The following is a 17,977-nucleotide window of genomic DNA, read 5'->3' on the forward strand; positions in this document are numbered from 1 at the left end:
AGGCCCGGCCGCTCCGGCGGCACCGCCACCAGCCTCGCGACGGTGACGCTCACCTGCGCCCCCCAGTCCGGCAACGCCGATGTGCTGGCCACCGTCACGGTCCGCGGCGCCGCGGCCAGGCGGCACCCCGCCGCGAAGCGCAAGGTCACCTGCCCGCCGCAGCCCAAGGGCGGCCTCAAGCTCAACAAGCGCTTCCCGCTGCCGCGCCCGCCCAAGGGCAAGGGCATCATCGTGCACCGCCTGAAGCCCTCGCTCGGCTGCGCATTCCTGACCGGATTCGCCAACGCGCGCAAGTTCAATGAGGCGGCGCGCCTCGGCATGGGCTTCATTGACGTGGCGGTCGGAATCCGGCTGGACTACAACTTCGCGACGTCCGACTATTTCCAGCAGGATTCGGCCGGGCAGCTCGACTTCCGGCCCTGTCCTACGTGCAAGGTGGTGCACGGCCTGCCGCCGTCGCGGGCCACGTTCCTGTCCTTCGGTTTCGTGCCGACGACGGCAACGCTGCAGCTCACCGAGGTCGGCACGCTGAACCTGGTCAGCATCGGCACGACCCAGGAACTGAAAGCCAACATCGCGTTCTCGGAAATGCGGCTGCGCGTCTACAACGTCTCGGTGAACGGCCAGAAGCTGCCCGTCGGCCCGCACTGCCAGACCCATCCGTTCGAGATCGTGCTGACCGGGAAGCCGGGCAGCACGCCGCCGTATTCGCTACAGGGAGGCGGCCCGCTGACCGGTAATGTCTCGATTCCCGAATTCCACGGCTGCGGGGTCACCGAGAACCTGAACCCGTTGTTCAACGGCACGATTTCCGGGCCGCGGAACTTCTCCCAGCTGACCCAGGGCAACCTGTGCACGCCGTCGAGCGACAGCGGCTGTCCCCCGCGCAGGCCGAGGCCGATCCATTGAGCACCACGGGAGCTCATCATGGGCGTTGAGGTGGTCATCGAGGACCTGACCAAGTCCTTCGGCCGGCAGACCGTGTGGCGCGATGTCACGCTCTCGCTGCCGGCCGGCGAGGTCAGCGTCATGCTCGGGCCGTCCGGCACCGGCAAGACCGTGTTTCTCAAGTCCCTCGTCGGCCTGCTCAAGCCCGAACGGGGCCGGGTGGTCGTCGACGGCGTCGATATCGCGGCCTGCTCGGAGCACCAGCTCTACCAGGTGCGCAAGCTGTTCGGCGTGATGTTCCAGGACGGCGCGCTGTTCGGCTCGCTGAACCTGTACGACAACATCGCGTTCCCGCTGCGCGAGCACACCAAGAAGAGCGAGCGGGACATCCATGACAAGGTGATGGCCAACTCCGAGCTGGTGGGTCTCCTGGACCACATGAAGAAGCTGCCCGGCGAGGTCTCCGGAGGCATGAAGAAGCGCGCCGGCCTGGCCCGGGCCATGGTCATGGACCCCGACATCATCCTGTTCGACGAGCCCGACTCCGGGCTCGATCCGGTGCGGGTCGCCTACCTCGACGAGCTGGTGAAGAACGCCCAACGGGAGACGGGGGCCACGTTCTTCATCATCTCCCACAACATCCCCTCGATGATGCGCACGGCCGAGTTCATGGGCGTGCTGTTCCGCTCCGAGCTGGTGAAGTTCGCCAGCAAGGAGGACATGAGGAACAGCAAGAACTCGATCATCCGCCAGTTCCTCGCCGGGAAGTCGAAGGGACCGATCGGGATGGACGAGATGGCCACCGACGTCGACATCCAGGGTGAGGACTGGGGTGAGGACGACGACGACGACCGCGGTCTCAACGAGGAGACCGAGGTCATGACCGTCTGAGGCGCCCCGGCGGGGCTCGGTTCAGGGGCCCACCTCAGACGAGCGCACGACGTTGCGCGCCCTCAGGCGGATGAGCCGGTTGACGGCGTTCAGGTAGGCGCGGGCCGACGCCTCCACCACGTCGGTCGACACCCCGTGTCCCGAGACGCGCGCCCCCCTCGCCTCGAGCTGGACGACCACGTCACCCAGGGCGTCGATGCCACCGGTCACCGAGGAGACGTTGAACCCCGTCATGTTGGCGTCGATGCCAGTGGCCATCCGGATCGCCTGGCAGGCGGCATCGATCATCCCGTCGCCCTCGGCCGAGGCGTCGGACTTGGTCCCCGCCCGGCTGACGATCACGCGGGCGTGGGGTACGCCCACGGTGCCGCCGGAGACTTCCAGGGACTCGAGCGCGAACGCCTCCTCCATGCTGGCGCCGAGCTCCTCGACGACGATGGCCTCGAGGTCCGCCTCGGTGATCTGGACCTTGCGGTCGGCCAGCTCCTTGAACCGGCTGAAGGCGGTGTTGAGGGCGTCGCCATGGACCGACAGGCCCATCTGGGCCAGCGTCTCTGAGAACGCATGGCGCCCCGAGTGCTTGCCGAGCACGATCTGGCGACCCTGCTGACCCACCGTCGAGGCGTCGATGATCTCGTAGGTGCTGCGCTCGGCGAGCACGCCGTGCTGGTGGATGCCCGACTCGTGGGCGAAGGCGTTGCGGCCCACCACCGCCTTGTTGTACTGGACCGGATAGCCCGTGAGCCGGCTGACCAGACGCGAGGCTCGAGCCAGCTCCTCGGTGCGGGCCGCTGTCTCCAGCCCGGGAAACTGATCGGGCCTGATCTTGAGGGCCATCACCACTTCCTCGAGGGCGGCGTTCCCCGCCCGCTCGCCCAGCCCGTTCACGCACACTTCGACCTGCCGGGCACCGGCCTGGACCCCCGCCAGGCTGTTGGCCACGGCCATGCCCAGGTCGTTGTGGCAGTGGGTGGACAGCACGTAGTCCCCCGCCACCTCCCGGCGCACGTGCTGGATGAGGGCGCCGAAGTCCCACGGGATGCCGTAGCCGACCGTGTCGGGGATGTTGAGCGTCGTCGCCCCGGCCTCCACCGCCGTCCGGAGGATCTCCATCATGAACTCGAGCGGAGTGCGGGTGGCGTCCTGGGGGCTGAACTCGACGTCGTCGGTGTGCTCACGGGCGCGGCTGACTCCTGCCCTCGTCTCGGCCACCACCTGCTCCGGCGTCATCCGCAGCATGTGCTCCATATGGGAAGGGCTGGTGGAGATGAAGACGTGGATGCGGGCCCGGTCGGCGTCGCGAACGGCGGACCAGCAGCGGTCGACGTCGCCCCGGTGGGTCCGCGAGAGGCCGGCGATCGCCGGGCCCCTCACGGTGCGGGCAATCGTCTGGACGGCCTCGAAATCACCATCGCTGGCCACGGGGAAGCCGGCCTCGATGTAGTCGACCCCGAGGCGCGCCAGCTGCTCTGCGATCTCGAGCTTCTCGCCCACGTCCAGCGAGATGCCCGGCGACTGCTCCCCGTCTCGCAGCGTGGTGTCGAAGATGATCAGCTGATCGGCCATCGCAATTTCCTTTGTCTGGACCCGAAAGGCGTGTGTTGTCGGCGCGGATGCAATAAAAAACCCCCTGGGCCCGAAGGCGCAGGAGGCGTGGGCGAGCGCTGGTGGCGCTCGCCGTCAGATAAGAAGGAGGCTCGTGGCGGATTGAACTTTCTTCATGTTGGAAAGATCGTCGCAAACCAGGCGCAGGCCGTCAAGACGACTGGGAGCGCACCGAACGGGAAGGACGAGCTGATGCTGCAGCGATTGGTACGGATGGTTGCGGTCCTTGGTCTCCTGGCCGGGCTCATGGTGGCCGTGGCGCTACGCATACGGCGGCCCGGGCCCGGCGCCAACGGGGCCCGGTATACCCCGCTGGTGACCGAGGAGTGGCCGGTGGTGCCCCCACGGGTGCAGGCCGAGGAGCGCTGGGTCGAGCCGGACGGTCGCGTCTGTCCCGTCTCGCACCCGGTGAAGGGCAAGCTCTCGAGCGGACGGTTCCACCTGCCGGGGATGGCGGTCTACGACCGGACGATCCCCGACCGCTGCTACGCCACCGCCGAGGCCGCCGAGCTCGACGGCCTCCAGCGCTCCAAGCGCTGAGCGGCCGACGGCCGAGCGGCCCAACGGACCGCCGGCAGGACCAAGAGATCAGCCCGACGTGACGCTGTGCAGGTCGAGGATGCCGTCGGCTCGAGCAAGGCGCTCGAGCACGTCGGCCGGCGTCGGTCGGTCGGTCGACAGCACCATGAGCGCGGTGCTGGCGTGGGCCGAGGGGCCGACGGCCATGCTGGAGATGCTCACCCCCGCCTCGCCCAGGGCCAGGCCCACCACGCCGATCATGCCGGGTCGGTCGTCGTTGCGGACCACCAGCATGTGCCGGGCTGGCGGGACCTCGACGGTGTGATCGTCGACCATGACGATGCGAGGCTCGGCCCGCACACCCGCCAGGGTCCCGGCCACGGCGTGATCGGGCCCGCTCAGGGTGATGAGGTTGACGAAATCGCGGGCCGACGTGGTCGTCGACTCCCGCACCTCCAGGCCGCGCTCCTCGGCCAGCTGCGGGGCGTTGACGTACGACACCGGCTCCTCGGTGCCGGCGGCGAAGAGCCCCTTGAGGATCGACAGGGTGAGGATCCGAGTGTCGTAGCCGGCCAGGGCCCCCTGGTACTCGATGTCGAGCCGGTCGGGCAGACCCTCGTTGAGCGAGGCGAAGATGCGTCCCAGCCGCTCGGCGAGCGGCAGGAAGGGCCGCACCGTCTCTGACGCCTCCCCGGCACCGACGTTGACCGCCAGCGGCACGAAGTCGCCGGCGAGGGCGAGCAGTACCTGCTCGGCGATGGTGAGCCCCGCCTTGTCCTGAGCCTCACGCGTGCTGGCCGCCAGGTGTGGGGTCACCACGACCGTGTCCAGCTCGAACAGCGGCGACGAGGTGCACGGCTCGGTGGCGAAGACGTCGATGCCAGCGCCGGCGATCCGGCCCGAGCGCACCGCATCGGCCAGCGCGTCCTCATCCACGATGCCCCCTCGGGCGGTGTTGATGATGCGCAGCCCGCGCTTCGCCCCGGCCAGGAGGTCCTTGCCGATCAGCCCGAGGGTCTCGGGCGTCTTGGGTAGGTGGACGGTGACGAAGTCGGCCCGCGCCATCAGCTCCTCGAGCGACGTCATCGTCACGCCCATCTGGCGGGCCCGCTCGGAGGACACATACGGGTCGTACGCGCACAGACGCATCCCGAACGAGTGGGCCCGCTGAGCCACCAGTGCCCCGACACGCCCGAGGCCGACGATGCCGAGGGTCTTGCCGTGCAGCTCGACGCCCTCCCAGCGGGAGCGTTCCCATTTCCCGGCGATGAGGGCGGCGTGGGCCTGAGGGAGGTTGCGGGCCTGGGCCAACAGGAGGGCCATGGTGTGCTCGGCCGCCGACAGGATGTTGGACTGCGGCGCGTTCACCACCATCACGCCGCGGCGGGTGGCGGTGGCCACGTCGACGTTGTCGACGCCGATGCCGGCCCGGCCCACGACCACGAGATCGGAGCCGGCCGCGAGTGCGTCGGCGTCCACGCTGGTGGCCGAGCGGACGATGAGGGCGTGGGCCCCGACCAGCGCCTGGCGGAGCTCGGCCGGCGACATCCCGATGCGAACGTCGACCTCGTTCCCCGCGGACCGCAGCAACTCGATGCCCCCGTCGGCGATGGGCTCGGTGACGAGGATGCGGCTCACGACGCGGCCTCGCCCAGCACCACGGCCAGCCGTCGGACACCCTCGCTCAGCTCGTCGTCAGCGAGCGCGTACGAGAGCCGGGCGTAACCAGAGGAGCCGAACGCCTCACCGGGAACGACCGCGACGCGGGCCTCGTCGAGCAGGACGGCGGCCAGCTCGAGGGACGACTTCGGTCGGTGGCCCCTGACGGAACGACCCAGCACCCCCGCCACCGACGGGAACGCGTAGAAGGCGCCTTCGGGCTCGACGCAGGACACCCCCGGGATGTCGTTCAGCCCCGCGTACAGGAGGCGCCGTCGTCGGTCGAACACCTGCCGCATGGCGCTCATGGCCGAGAGGTCGCCGGAGACGGCGGCGAGCGCCGCCCGCTGGCAGACGTCGGCCACGTTGGAGGTGGAGTGGGACTGGAGGTTGGTCGCCGCCCGAACGACCTCGGTGGGGCCGATCAGCCATCCGACCCTCCAACCCGTCATGGCGTACGTCTTCGCCACCCCGTTGACAACCACACAGCGCTCGGCTGCGTCAGGCACGAGGACCGGAAGCGAGTGGTGGGTCCGCCCCCCGTAGACGAGGTGCTCGTAGATCTCGTCGGTCACCACCCACAATCCCCGCTCCGCCGCCCAGCCGCCGATGGCCTCGATCTCGTGGGCGGGATAGACGGCGCCGGTCGGGTTGGACGGCGAGACGAACAGCAGCACCTTGGTATGTGGCGTGCAAGCCGCGTCCAGCTGCTCCACGCTCACCCGGAAGCCGGTCGACTCGTCGGCGGGCACCACGACCGGGACGCCCCCCGCCAGGGCGATCGCCTCCGGGTAGGTCGTCCAGTAGGGAGCCATCACGAGGACCTCGTCGCCGGGGTCCAGCAGCGTGGCGAAGGCCTGGAAGACGGCGTGCTTGGCCCCGTTCGTCACGAGGACCTGGTTCGCCTCGACGGCGAGGCCCGAGTCGCGGGCGGTCTTGGTGACGATCGCCTCCCGCAGCTCGGGCAGGCCGGCGGTGGGCGTGTAGCGATGGTTGCGCGGGTCCCGGCAGGCGGCCACGGCGGCTTCGACGATGGGCTCGGGCGTGGGGAAGTCGGGCTCTCCGGCGCCGAAGCCGACCACGTCCTCACCGGCCGCCCGAAGGGCCTTGGCCCGGGCGTCGATGGCCAGGGTGGCGGACTCCGCCACGGCGCCGACGCGCCGGGACACGGCGCGGGTTCGGGTGCCTCTCGCGTCCTCACTGCTCGAAGTGTCGAGCGGAGCGGTCATGGTGCCATGCTTGCACAGTGCCAGCCGAACACAGACTCAATAGACCACCGCCCGAGATCCAGATTCCCAGCGACCTGCACCCCTCCGACGGGCGCTTCGGCTCGGGGCCTTCGAAGGTGCGCCAGGAGGCGGTGGCCGCCCTGGAGCGGGCCGCGCCGCGGTACCTGGGCACGAGTCACCGGCAGGCCGGCGTGCGTTCGATCGTCGCGCTGCTCCGAGGCGGGCTGCGGGACCTGTTCGGCGTGGCTGGCGACTACGAGGTGGTACTGGGCAACGGGGGGACGACGAGCTTCTGGGACATCGCCAGCTTCTGCCTGATCGAACGGCACAGCCAGCACCTGTCGTTCGGTGAGTTCTCGTCCAAGTTCGCCGCCGTGACCGGCGCCGCTCCCCACCTCGATCAGCCCGAGGTCATCGACTCGCCGGTCGGCACCCACCCTCTCGCCGTGCCGCGATCGGGCGTGGACGCCTACGCCCTCACCCACAACGAGACGTCCACGGGCGTCGCCATGGAGGTTCGACGGCCCGATGGCGCTGACGGCCTGGTGCTGGTGGACGGGACCTCGGCCGCTGGAGGGCTGCGGGTGGACCCGACCGAGGTCGACGCCTACTACTTCGCCCCCCAGAAGTGCTTCGCGTCCGACGGAGGGCTGTGGGTGGCACTGCTCTCCCCCTCCGCTGTGCAGCGGGTGCGCGACATCGCCGCCGGGGGCCGTTGGGTGCCGGCATCCCTCGACCTCAGTCTCGCCATCGAGAACTCGGACAAGGACCAGACCTACAACACCCCGGCCCTGGCCACGCTGTTCCTCTTCGTGGAGCAGCTGGAGTGGATGCTCACCAACGGCGGGCTGGAGTGGGCGGCCTCGCGGTGCGACCGCTCGGCCGAGATCCTCTACGGGTGGGCCGAGGCCACGGAGTACACCACGCCCTTCGTCGCCAAGCCCAGCGAGCGAAGCCATGTCGTCGGGACGATCGACTTCGATGACTCCGTCGACGCCAGCCGGGTGGCGGCGACGCTCCGGGCCAACGGGATCGTCGACACCGAGCCCTATCGAAAGCTGGGTCGCAACCAGCTGCGTGTCGCCCTCTTCCCCGCCATCGACCCCGAGGACGTCGCCGCGCTGACAGCGTGCATCGACCACGTCGTCGTCGCCCTGGCCGCCTGAGGAGCGGTACTCTACCCGCCGGGCGGAGGTCCTCGACCTCGGGGGGAGCCCGTGGGAACCTCGTTCAGCCACAGCCGGCCCGGGAGGCCGGCTCGGCAACACATCCGGCCCGGGAGGCCGGCCTGGAGATACAGCTGGCCCGGGGGGCCGGCCTGGCGGCTTTGGTGGTTACGCGTCCTGGCGGCGGTCGTGGTCGGAGCCATCCTGGTCCTCGGGGCGGTGCCCGCCGGGGCCACGATCACCCCCGTCGGCTACGACATCTCGTTTCCCCAGTGCAGCGCAGGCGCGCCGCACTACCCCGCCAACCCGGCCTTCGCCATCGTGGGCGTGAACGCAGGCATGGGCGCCAACAACCCGTGCCTCGGCCCGTGGCGCGGCCAGGCAGGGGAGCTGGCCTGGGCCGCCGGCGCGGCCGGGCTCTCGTCCCAACCCCGAGTCTCGTACTACGTCATCGCCGGCGATCCCGGCCCCAGCGCCGCCGCCTGGCCCGGGACCAGCACGGGCCGCCCGCAGCACTGCACCGGCACCTGGAGCAACGGCTGTGCCTACGACTACGGCTACCTCCGGTCCGCCAGCACCCTGCATCTGGCCCGATTTCTCGCCGCGGTCGATCGGTGGGACCACGTGCCGGTCGACGACCCCGTCGGCGCTCCCTGGTGGCTCGACGTGGAGACGGGCCCTCCTTGGGCCACAGCCAGCGCCCCGGGCGGACTGGCGCCGAACGTCGCCGCCGTGGCGGGGTTCGTGGACGGGCTGCGGGCCGGAGGCGTGCGCCTCGACCACATCGGCTTCTACTCCACGGCGTTCCAGTGGCGGCAGATCACCGGCCTCGACGCCTCGACGAGCCGCGCCTACTTCTCACCGTTGCACCCAGACTGGGTGCCGGGAGCCAGGTCCCTCGAGCAGGCCCGGTCGGCGTGCCGCCCGACCAAGAGCTTCTCCGGCGGCCCCGTCATCATGACCCAGTACGAGGCGGGCGGCTTCGACGCCGACTACCGCTGCCCCTGATCGGGCAGTCCACCTCGTGCTGTTCCAAGAGGAACGTGCCGCCCTGGGCCACCCTCGGCTCACCTCAGCTGACGAGGCGCTCGACCCGCCCCGGCGTGGCCGGCCCGTCGTAGACCAGCCGGCCGTCCCGCAGGCCGAGACACCGGCTGGCCTGGTCCACGTACTCGAGCTGGTGGGTCGCGACCACGACGGCGGCGCCCGCTCGGGCCGACTCGTCCAGCAGCTCGAGCAACGCCTGGCGCCCCGCGGCGTCGAGACCGACGAAGGGCTCGTCGACAAGCAGCAGCGAGAAGGGGCGGACCAGGCCGAGGGCGATCGAGGTCTTCTGGCGCAGGCCCCGGCTGAAGCGGGCGGGCAGGTCGTCCACCCGCTCCTCCAGCCCCAGGCGCACGACCAGCTCCTCGCCCCATTCATCCCAGTCGTCAGTGCCGTGCAGGCGGCCCACGTACTCCAGGTGCTCGGCGACGCTCAGGTCGTCGTACAGCACCGGGGCGTCGGGGATGTAGGAGGTGGCGGCGCGGGCCGGCAGCGAGCCGGCGGGGGCGCCGACCACCTCGACCCGTCCGTGGCTCGGCTCTAGGAGGCCCGCCGTCACCCGTAGCAGCGTCGTCTTGCCCGACCCGTTCGGACCCACGACGATCACCCGCTCGCCCTCCTCGACGCGGAGGCTCAGATCTTCAAGGGCGACGGTCTCGTCGTAGTCCTTGCCCAGCCCGTCGGTGGCCAGCACGTCGGTCACGCCCGCCTCCCGCCGATGCCTGCGACCGCCGCCACCTGACCCCTGGTGTGGACCCAGGCGCCGACGGCCACCGGGATGAAGAGCAGCGGCACGGCGACGTTGGCCGCCGCCGCCGTGGCGGAGTGGTGATGGACGGCGATGGCGCGGGCGGCGAGCACCGGCAGCAGCCCTGCCGTGGCAAGCACGGGCGGCAGCAGCTCCCGGCCCAGCGCCCGCAGGCCCGTGAGCTCGGGCATGAGGTTGTTGCCCACGACGGCCAGCGGCGGGGCACGGACCACGCTCACCGCCGCCCCGGCGACGGCGCAGGTGACCGCGGGCACGAGAGTGGAGCCGCCCACGCCCAGCACCAGCCCGATCTGGCCCAGCGGAAGGGCTGCGCCGAGACCGATCACCCCCACGGCCGCCATCACCACGCAGGGCACGGCCAGATGGCGGAGCTCGATCCACCCCTCGGCGCGCGGATACGAATCCCGACGGTCAGCGGCGTCGACCTCCTGGGCCAGCGGCTCCACTGCCTCCAGCGCCGCTAGCCACAGGGCCAGGCCGGCCACGACGACAAGTGGCGCCGACCCGGCCCAGACTCCCCGCAGGCTCACCCCCGCCGCCGCGCCGAGGACCACCAGGCGAGCCAATCGGCGCGCCGGCCATCGGAGTATCCCGCGCCAACCCCTCATCCAGACCGCCAGCCGGATGCCCGAGTCGGGCCGGGTCGCCAGCCGCACCCAGGGACGGGTCCGGGGGCGCTCCTGGGCCAGCTGCCGACGCAGGAGCATCACGGCGCGCAGGTCGCGGACCGTGGCGGCGAAGCGGAGCTGTCCGACCAGGCGGCTGCGCCGCTCCGCTGCTTCGAGCGACAGCCCTCCCACGAGGGCCAAGCCGAGGGCGGCCAGGAGCACCGCAACGACGGCCCCTCCCAGTGCTGTCCAGTCGAAGCCGAGCGCCCACAGCGACAGGCGGCCGAGCAGCGTGAACGGCGACGAGCTCACCCCGAGAGCCAGGTCGGCCGCCGACCACCCCAGCACGACCAGAGCGAGCCCGTTCGCCGCGTAACGCGAGAGGCGACGGCCGGACGCCGCCATGGCGGCGCCGAGGGCGGCCACGGCGGCCAGGCCACCTACCAGGGCGCCCCAGAGCACCCACGCCCCCGGCGTTCCCGGCAGCCGGCGGTAGGCGATGAGCCCGACCACCGCCCCGGCGGTCCCGCCGGCGAAGGCGCCGAAGCGAAGCTGCTGGATGGCCGGTCCGGCGAGGGCGGCGCGGCGGTCCACCGGAGCCAGCAGGACGTGGGTCACGTCTGCCCCTTCCACCGCCAGCGGCCCGCCCCGGCCCCCCGATCGGAGGGCGACGGCGACGGCCAGGGCGACGGCCAGGCCCACTGCCGCTGCGCCGTGGGTCCGGACCTGGTGCAGCGCAGAGGGGCCGAGCCGGGCGTCGCCGGTCACCCCGGAACCGAGGGCGACGACGATACCCACGGCCAGAGCGGCCAGGTACGCCTGATACAGGGCCTCGAAGAGGTCGACATCGGCCAGGCGGCGCCGGCGGCGGGCCCGTCGCAGCCCGCCGACAACGGAGGAGTCGACGGGCAGGGCGAGTGTCATCGGTCGCCGACCGTATCGCCCCCGCTCCCCCGCCGGCGGCTCAGTTGTCGGGCCGGCCTGCCGGGCCGGCGGTGAGTGTCAGCCGCCGGAGACGTCCTGCGGCCGGGCCCGGCCCGCCCCCACGAACGGCATCATGGCCCGCAGCTCGGCGCCCACCTTCTCGATGGGATGGGCCGCCCCCTCCGCCTGCAGCTGGTTGAAGTGGGGACGCCCCGCTCGGTTCTCGGCCACCCACTCGGCGGCGAAGCGACCGTCGCGGATCTCCTCCAGGATGCGCCCCATCTCCGCCCGCACCGACTCGTCGATGACCCGCGGGCCACGCGTCATGTCCCCGTACTCGGCGGTGTCGGAGATGGAGAAACGCATCCCCGAGATCCCCTGCTCGTACATCAGGTCGACGATCAGCTTGAGCTCGTGCAGACACTCGAAGTAGGCGGACTCGGGTTGGTAGCCCGCGGCCACCAGGGTCTCGAACCCGGCGGTGACCAGCGCCGTGAGCCCGCCGCAAAGCACGACCTGCTCGCCGAACAGGTCGGTCTCGGTCTCCTCCTCGAAGGTCGTCTCGAGGACTCCCGCCCTCGTCGCGCCCAGGGCGTGGGCGTACGAGAGCGCGAGCTGGCGCGCTTTGCCCGACGCGTCCTGTGACACGGCCACGAGCGAGGGCACCCCCCCACCTTCGGTGAACGTGCGGCGGAGGAGGTGTCCAGGGCCCTTGGGCGCGACCATGCCGACGTCGACCCCGGGAGGCGGGGTGATCTGGTCGAAGTGGATGTTGAACCCGTGGGCGAAGAAGAGAGCGTCGCCGTCCTCGAGGTTCGGTCCGATGGCGGCCTCGTACACCGCGGCCTGCTCGGTATCGGGCAGGAGGACCATCACCAGGTCGGCTTCTTTCGCCGCCTGGTCGATGGCCACCACCCGCAAGCCGGCCTCTTCGGCCTTGGCCCACGAGGACGAGCCGGGGCGCAGACCCACCCGCACGTCCGCACCGGAGTCCTTCAGGTTCAGCGCGTGGGCGTGGCCCTGGGATCCGTAGCCGATGATGGCGACCCTCCGGCCGGCGAGCAGCCCGGGGTCGGCGTCCTTCTCGTAATAAAGCGTGGCCATCTCTCCATTCTTCCTCTCAGCTCACTGCCCCGCTCACGCTGCGCAGACGCGGGGCCTGGCGCTCGAGCTTGGGGAGGGCGACCCGACCGGTCCGCTGGAGCTCGACGATGCCGTAGGACCGCATCATGTCCTCGAAGTCGTCGAGCTTGGAGGGCGCGCCGGCCAGCATCACCGTGAGCTGGTCGTAGCCGACGTCGACGATCCTTCCCTCGAAGACCTGCACGAGCTCGATGACCTCGCCCCGGCTCGCGGGCTCGGCCCGCACCGTGGCCAGGACGAGCTCCCGCTCGGTCGCCTCGGACGGGTCCAGCTCCGAGATCTTCACCACGTTGATGAGCTTGAACAGCTGCTTGGTGATCTGCTCCAACGGCGTGGACTCGACGTCCACGACCACCGTGATGCGGCTGAAGCGCTCGTCGTCGGTCGGTGCCACGGCCAGCGAGTAGATGTTGTAGCCCCGCCGCGAGAAGAGCCCGGCGACGCGAGCCAGGACACCGGCCCGGTTCTCGACCAGGACCGACAGGATGTGGTGTCTCGGTTGGTTCCTTCTGGCGGGCGCCATCACCGCCCTCCTTGTCCGTGCTCGGGGTCGACGACAATGTCGTCGTTGGAGCCGCCCGCCGGCACCATCGGAAAGACCTTCTCCGACGAGTCGGTACGAAAGTCGATGACCACCGGTCGGTCGTCGATCTCGTTGGCCTTGTCGATCGCCGGACCCACCTCCTCGGGGGACTCCACCCTGAGGCCGACACAGCCCATGGCGTCGGCCCACTTCACGTAGTCCGGCAGGTCGGGCGACAGGTAGACCTCGGAGTACCGCTCGTCATAGAACATCTCCTGCCACTGACGAACCATGCCCAGGTAGGCGTTGTTGAGGATGGCGATCTTGACCGGTATGCGCTCGGCCGAGGCCGTCACCAGCTCCTGGGCCGTCATCTGGAAACAGCCGTCACCGTCGACCGCCCACACCGTCCGGTCGGGCCGGCCCACCTTGGCCCCGATGGCGGCCGGCACGGCGAAGCCCATCGTGCCCAGGCCACCGGAGTTGACCCACGTGTAGGGGTGGTTGAAGCGCCAGTACTGCGAGGTCCACATCTGGTGCTGGCCGACCCCGGCCACCACGATCGTGTCGTCCGGGGTGGCGTCACGGAGGGACTCGACGACGAACTGCGGCTTGAGCACGCCGTCGGGCGGGTTGCGGTCGTAGGCGAGCGGGTACTGCCGCTGCCACTGGCGGATCTGGTCGATCCACGGGCGGAGATCGGGCTCGGCCTCGGCGTCGCCGCCATCGCCACGCTGGCGGACGGCGGCGATCATCTCCTCGATGACAAGGCGGCAGTCGCCGACGATCGGGACATCGGGCCGGCGCACCTTGCCCAGCTCGGCGGGGTCGATGTCCACGTGGATGACCTTGGCGTCGGGGGCGAAGGCCGACACCTTGCCGGTGACCCGGTCGTCGAAGCGGCTCCCGAGGGCGATGAGGAGATCGGCCTTCTGCATGGCGGTCACCGCGGTGTAGTTGCCATGCATGCCCGGCATGCCCAGGCACAACGGGTGGTCGTCGGGGAACGCCCCACGGGCCATGAGCGTCGTGACCACCGGGACACCGGTGAGCTCGGCCAGCGCCCGCAGGGCCTCGGCGGCGCGAGCTTTGAGGATGCCGCCGCCGGCGTAGATCACGGGTCGCCGGGCCGAGGCGATGAGCCGGGCCGCTTCCTTGATCATGCGGGGGTGGCCGCGCGTCGTCGGCTTGTAGCCGGGCAGGTCCACACCGTCGGGCCAGTACCAGTCCATGGTCGCGTTCGCCACGTCCTTGGGCAGGTCGATCAGGACGGGCCCCGGACGGCCGGTCGTGGCGACGTGGAAGGCCTCGGCGACGACCTGAGGGATGTGCTGCGCGTCGGTGACGAGCCAGTTGTGCTTGGTCACCGACATGGTGATGCCGGTGGTGTCGCACTCCTGAAAGGCGTCAGTGCCGATGGCCGAGCGCGCCACCTGACCGGTCACGCAGACCAGAGGGATCGAGTCCATGTAGGCGTCGCACAAGGGCGTGACGATGTTGGTGGCCGCCGGACCGCTCGTGACCATGGCGACGCCAGGCCGCCCTGTGGCGTGGGCATAGCCCTCGGCCATGTGCCCCGCGCCCTGCTCGTGGCGGACCAGGATGTGGCGGATCGTCGACTCGATGATGGGGTCGTAGACGGGCAGGATGGCCCCCCCGGGGAGGCCGAACATGACCTCCACCTGCTCCATCTCCAGGCTCTTGATAAGGGCTTGCGCCCCGGTCAGCTTCATCGAGTGGCTCCAGTGAACTTTGTCGGCAAACGCTGCTGCTCGGGAAATGCTGGCTTCTCTGGAAATGCTGGCTTCTCGGGAAATGAAAGGGCCTCCCTTTCGGGAGGCCGAGAGCGCACGCGTGAGGTGGGCGTGCGCTACGTGATGACTACGAGGGTGTCGCGGGCGGGCATCGCAATGAGTGTCCCACGAGACCCCAGGGTCCGCAACCCGTTCGCCCTAGCTGGTCGTCTGTGCCGCGGGTCGGAGCCGGTAGATCGCCGAGTGCCGGACCCGTTGGACAGCACGTGCGCCGACCACCATGAGGACGTCGAGGTGCACCAGCTCGTGGCCGCGAGCCTCCGAGAGGTCCAGCACCCGGGCCCGGACGGAGATCCGGTCGCCGTCGGTCACCCGACCCAGATGTCGCACCTCGCTGGCGGTGTGTATCCAGGGCCCGAGGGCCACGTTCGACGCCAGCACGTAGTTGGCCAACGAGAGGAGCCAGCCGGGGTGAGCAACGGCGTCCGGGCCTCGGTACAGCGCCAGGTCGTCACCGACGGCTTCCACGTAGCCCGCCCCCACGTCGGTCCGAAATGTCGCTCCCAGCGTGCCCAGCGCCTCAACGTCCTGGAGCGCGTCGCGAGTCGCGGGACGGCGCTGGTCCGGCTCGGGCAGGGGCACCACCGGCCAGTCCTCCAATGAGAGGGCTTCCGACGGCGCTTCCGGAAGCCCTGCGTCGGCCGTGGCACACAGCCGACCCTCGCCGTTGGTGGCGCGCAGCTCGACGGCCCGGGTCCCGTCCGCCTCGCTTGCCTGCTCCGGTTCCACCACGACGTCGTCACCGTCATAGAAGGGCGCGACAAAGCGCACGTCCATCGTTCCCCGTTCGAGCCACCGGGGACCCCACGCCTCGACGATCGGGCGGGTGAGGTACGCGTAGACCGTGACACCGGGCACGAGTCCTCCGCCGAAGCCGTACCGGCGGGCAACGGCGTCGTCGTGGATGCGGTTGTCGGAGCTCGCCGCCGTGTTGCGAGCCCGCAGACGGTGGACCCCCGGCGCGGCTGCCAATCAGGCGATCTCGGGACTCAGTCGATCTCGAGCCGGGCGAGCAGCTCGGCCTTGCGCTCTTCGAGCTCGTCGAGGCTGATGGCGCCCTCGTCGTAGCGCTCGTGGACGGCGGCGAGGAGCTCGAGGACCTCGGTCGAGTCGCCCGCTCCCGACTCGGAGCCGGCGGTCGACCGCGTGTCGTCGGAGGCCGCATCCGTCTCGGACGCACGGCCCTGCCGGCGCTCCCGCTTCGCGGCCGCTCGAGCCTTCTTGTTGCGGTCGCGCTCGAGCTTGCCGAAGCTGGTTCGCTGCGCGCTCATCTGCTGTCCCTTCTGGGAGGTGGAGGCGCCGCCGGCATGAACCGCCGGCGGCGCCCCAGGACGCCGATCGTCTTGTCAGACGAGACGGACGTTCTGGGCTTCCTCCCCCTTGCGACCCGGGCCCACGTCGAACTCGACAACCTGGCCCGTCTCGAGCGACCGGTAGCCGCTCCCCTGGATATTGGAGTAGTGGACGAAGACGTCGTCACCCTGCTCACGGGAGATAAATCCGAAGCCCTTCTCTGCATTGAAGAACTTCACTGTGCCTGTAGCCAACGCTCTCTCTTCTCTTACCTTGAGCAAGTCCGACTGACTTCCTCGCTCCCCCAAGTGTAGGGGGGTCAGGCCGGCCGCTGTGACAACCCGGCTGCCCCGCCCGTCAGGGCTCGGTGACGGCTCCCAACTCGGCGCCCGTCGCCAGGCGGGCGTACTTGGCCAGCACCCCCCTGGTGTACCGGGGCGCCGGCAGCTTCAAGTCCGCCCGGCGGCGCTGCAGCTCGGCCGGATCTACCAGCAGATCGACGGTCCGGGTGGCCACGTCGACCACGATGCGGTCCCCGTCGGCGACCAGGGCGATCGGCCCTCCGTCGACCGCCTCGGGGGCGACGTGGCCGATGCAGAATCCGTGCGTTCCGCCGGAGAACCGACCGTCGGTCAACAGGGCGCAATCGGCGCCCCGGCCCGCGCCCTTCATGGCGCCCGTCACGGCGAGCATCTCCCGCATCCCTGGCCCCCCCTTCGGGCCTTCATAGCGGATCACGACCACGGTGCCGGGTTGGATGGCGCCGGCGAGGATGGCTTCCATGGCGCCGTCCTCGCCGTCGAAGACTCGCGCGGGACCGTCGAATCGCGACTGATCGATGCCGGCCACCTTCACCACGGCCCCCGCCGGGGCGAGCGATCCGGACAGCGTGGCGATGCCACCGTCGGCGTGGATCGGGTCGTCCAGGCGATGCAAGACGTCCCCGTCGGGTGCCGGCGGCGAGATCTCGGCCAGGTTCTCGGCCATGGTGCGGCCCGTCACCGTCAGGCAGTCGCCGTCGATGAGCCCGGCGTCGAGCAGCTCGGCGAGCACGACGGGAAGCCCGCCGACGCGGTCGATGTCGGTCATGTGGTAGCGGCCGTGAGGCTTGGTGTCGGCCAGATGCGGCACCCGGCGGCCGATCCGGTCGAAGTCGTCGAGACCGAGCTCGACGTCCGTCTCGTGGGCGATGGCGAGGAGGTGCAGCACCGCGTTCGTGGAGCCGCCCAGGGCCATGACCACGGCGATGGCGTTCTCGAAGGCCGGCCGGGTCATGATCTGCCGGGGCCGAATCCCCGCTTCCAGCAGGCCCACGACGGCCCGTCCGCTCTCGAAGGCGAGGTCATCACGACGGCGGTCGACGGCCGGCGCCGACGCCCCGCCCGGCAGGGCCATGCCCAGGGCCTCGGCCACCGAGGCCATGGTGTTGGCGGTGAACATGCCGGCGCAGCTCCCGGCCGTGGGACAGGCCGTGCGCTCGATGAGGGAGAGCTCCTCAGCGCTCAGATCGCCGGCCGCGTGGGCACCCACGGCCTCGAAGACGCTCACGATGTCGAGGGCGCGACCCTGCAGCTGACCGGGCAGGATCGTGCCGCCATAAAGGAACACCGTCGACAGGTTGAGCCGGCCGGCGGCCATGAGCATTCCCGGCAGGGACTTGTCGCAGCCGGCGAGGGACACCAGGGCATCGAACCGCTCGGCGTGCATCATGGTCTCCACCGAGTCGGCGATCACCTCGCGGCTCACGAGTGACGCCCGCATCCCCTCGTGGCCCATCGAGATGCCGTCCGACACGGCGATGGTCATGAACTCGATGGGAAAACCGCCGGCCGCCCGAACGCCATCCTTGGCCCGCCGGGCCAGCCGATCGAGGGTGAGGTTGCACGGAGTGACCTCGTTCCA

General features: G+C 70.6%; 17 protein-coding genes. 5 read left to right on the forward strand and 12 right to left on the reverse strand.

Annotated elements, in window-relative coordinates; translation table 11 throughout:
* Window positions 1-909 (forward strand): hypothetical protein (locus tag VGF64_17390; GenBank protein HEY1636533.1); only part of this gene is annotated, 909 nt, incomplete at its 5' end.
* Window positions 910-927: 18 nt separating this feature from the next.
* Complete coding sequence (locus VGF64_17395; protein ID HEY1636534.1) at window positions 928-1,779, forward strand: ATP-binding cassette domain-containing protein; 852 nt, start codon at window positions 928-930, stop codon at window positions 1,777-1,779.
* Between the two features lie 21 nt (window positions 1,780-1,800).
* Here the strand turns inward: VGF64_17395 and VGF64_17400 are convergent, their stop codons facing one another.
* Window positions 1,801-3,345: a 2-isopropylmalate synthase gene (locus VGF64_17400; protein ID HEY1636535.1), complete on the reverse strand. Its 1,545-nt coding sequence runs from the start codon at window positions 3,343-3,345 to the stop codon at window positions 1,801-1,803.
* A 231-nt stretch (window positions 3,346-3,576) separates the two neighbouring features.
* On the opposite strand from VGF64_17400, the gene VGF64_17405 reads away from it, so the two are divergent.
* Window positions 3,577-3,924: a hypothetical protein gene (locus VGF64_17405; protein HEY1636536.1), complete on the forward strand. Its 348-nt coding sequence runs from the start codon at window positions 3,577-3,579 to the stop codon at window positions 3,922-3,924.
* A 48-nt stretch (window positions 3,925-3,972) separates the two neighbouring features.
* Here VGF64_17405 and serA read toward each other — a convergent pair whose 3' ends face one another.
* Complete coding sequence (gene serA / locus VGF64_17410) at window positions 3,973-5,541, reverse strand: phosphoglycerate dehydrogenase (GenBank protein ID HEY1636537.1); 1,569 nt, start codon at window positions 5,539-5,541, stop codon at window positions 3,973-3,975.
* Entirely contained in the window at window positions 5,538-6,791 is a 1,254-nt protein-coding gene (locus tag VGF64_17415; protein ID HEY1636538.1) for a pyridoxal phosphate-dependent aminotransferase, read from the reverse strand. Before VGF64_17415 ends, serA begins: the two co-directional genes overlap by 4 nt.
* Before the next feature lie 17 nt (window positions 6,792-6,808).
* Between VGF64_17415 and serC the strand changes: the two genes are divergently transcribed.
* Together serC and VGF64_17425 are read left to right on the forward strand one after the other, a co-directional pair.
* The gene (gene serC, locus VGF64_17420) at window positions 6,809-7,957 is read left to right on the forward strand and encodes a phosphoserine transaminase (GenBank protein HEY1636539.1); all 1,149 of its coding nucleotides are present in this window, start codon (window positions 6,809-6,811) and stop codon (window positions 7,955-7,957) included.
* 189 nt (window positions 7,958-8,146) lie between these two features.
* A complete protein-coding gene (locus tag VGF64_17425) occupies window positions 8,147-8,965 on the forward strand; it encodes a hypothetical protein (GenBank protein ID HEY1636540.1) in 819 nt (272 codons plus the stop codon).
* A gap of 64 nt (window positions 8,966-9,029) precedes the next feature.
* Here VGF64_17425 and VGF64_17430 read toward each other — a convergent pair whose 3' ends face one another.
* The 9 genes from VGF64_17430 to ilvD all read right to left on the reverse strand — a co-directional run.
* Complete coding sequence (locus tag VGF64_17430) at window positions 9,030-9,704, reverse strand: ABC transporter ATP-binding protein (GenBank protein HEY1636541.1); 675 nt, start codon at window positions 9,702-9,704, stop codon at window positions 9,030-9,032.
* The gene (locus VGF64_17435) at window positions 9,701-11,302 is read right to left on the reverse strand and encodes a hypothetical protein (protein HEY1636542.1); all 1,602 of its coding nucleotides are present in this window, start codon (window positions 11,300-11,302) and stop codon (window positions 9,701-9,703) included. Before VGF64_17435 ends, VGF64_17430 begins: the two co-directional genes overlap by 4 nt.
* Before the next feature lie 78 nt (window positions 11,303-11,380).
* Window positions 11,381-12,406, reverse strand: coding sequence for a ketol-acid reductoisomerase (gene ilvC / locus VGF64_17440; GenBank protein ID HEY1636543.1), 1,026 nt, complete (start codon window positions 12,404-12,406; stop codon window positions 11,381-11,383).
* A gap of 16 nt (window positions 12,407-12,422) precedes the next feature.
* Entirely contained in the window at window positions 12,423-12,968 is a 546-nt protein-coding gene (gene ilvN, locus VGF64_17445) for an acetolactate synthase small subunit (protein ID HEY1636544.1), read from the reverse strand.
* Complete coding sequence (locus tag VGF64_17450; protein ID HEY1636545.1) at window positions 12,968-14,785, reverse strand: acetolactate synthase large subunit; 1,818 nt, start codon at window positions 14,783-14,785, stop codon at window positions 12,968-12,970. The genes ilvN and VGF64_17450 overlap by 1 nt, the downstream gene beginning before the upstream one ends.
* A gap of 135 nt (window positions 14,786-14,920) precedes the next feature.
* Window positions 14,921-15,754 (reverse strand): hypothetical protein, encoded by an 834-nt coding sequence (locus VGF64_17455; protein HEY1636546.1) that lies wholly within the window; start codon window positions 15,752-15,754, stop codon window positions 14,921-14,923.
* A 17-nt stretch (window positions 15,755-15,771) separates the two neighbouring features.
* Window positions 15,772-16,053, reverse strand: a complete 282-nt coding sequence (locus tag VGF64_17460; GenBank protein HEY1636547.1) for a hypothetical protein — start codon at window positions 16,051-16,053, stop codon at window positions 15,772-15,774.
* Window positions 16,054-16,128: 75 nt separating this feature from the next.
* Window positions 16,129-16,329: a cold-shock protein gene (locus VGF64_17465; protein ID HEY1636548.1), complete on the reverse strand. Its 201-nt coding sequence runs from the start codon at window positions 16,327-16,329 to the stop codon at window positions 16,129-16,131.
* Between the two features lie 103 nt (window positions 16,330-16,432).
* On the reverse strand, window positions 16,433-17,977 hold a 1,545-nt coding region (ilvD, locus tag VGF64_17470), incomplete at its 5' end, for a dihydroxy-acid dehydratase (protein HEY1636549.1).

This window comes from Acidimicrobiales bacterium, from assembly GCA_036491125.1.
Classification (GTDB): Bacteria; Actinomycetota; Acidimicrobiia; order Acidimicrobiales; family AC-9; genus AC-9.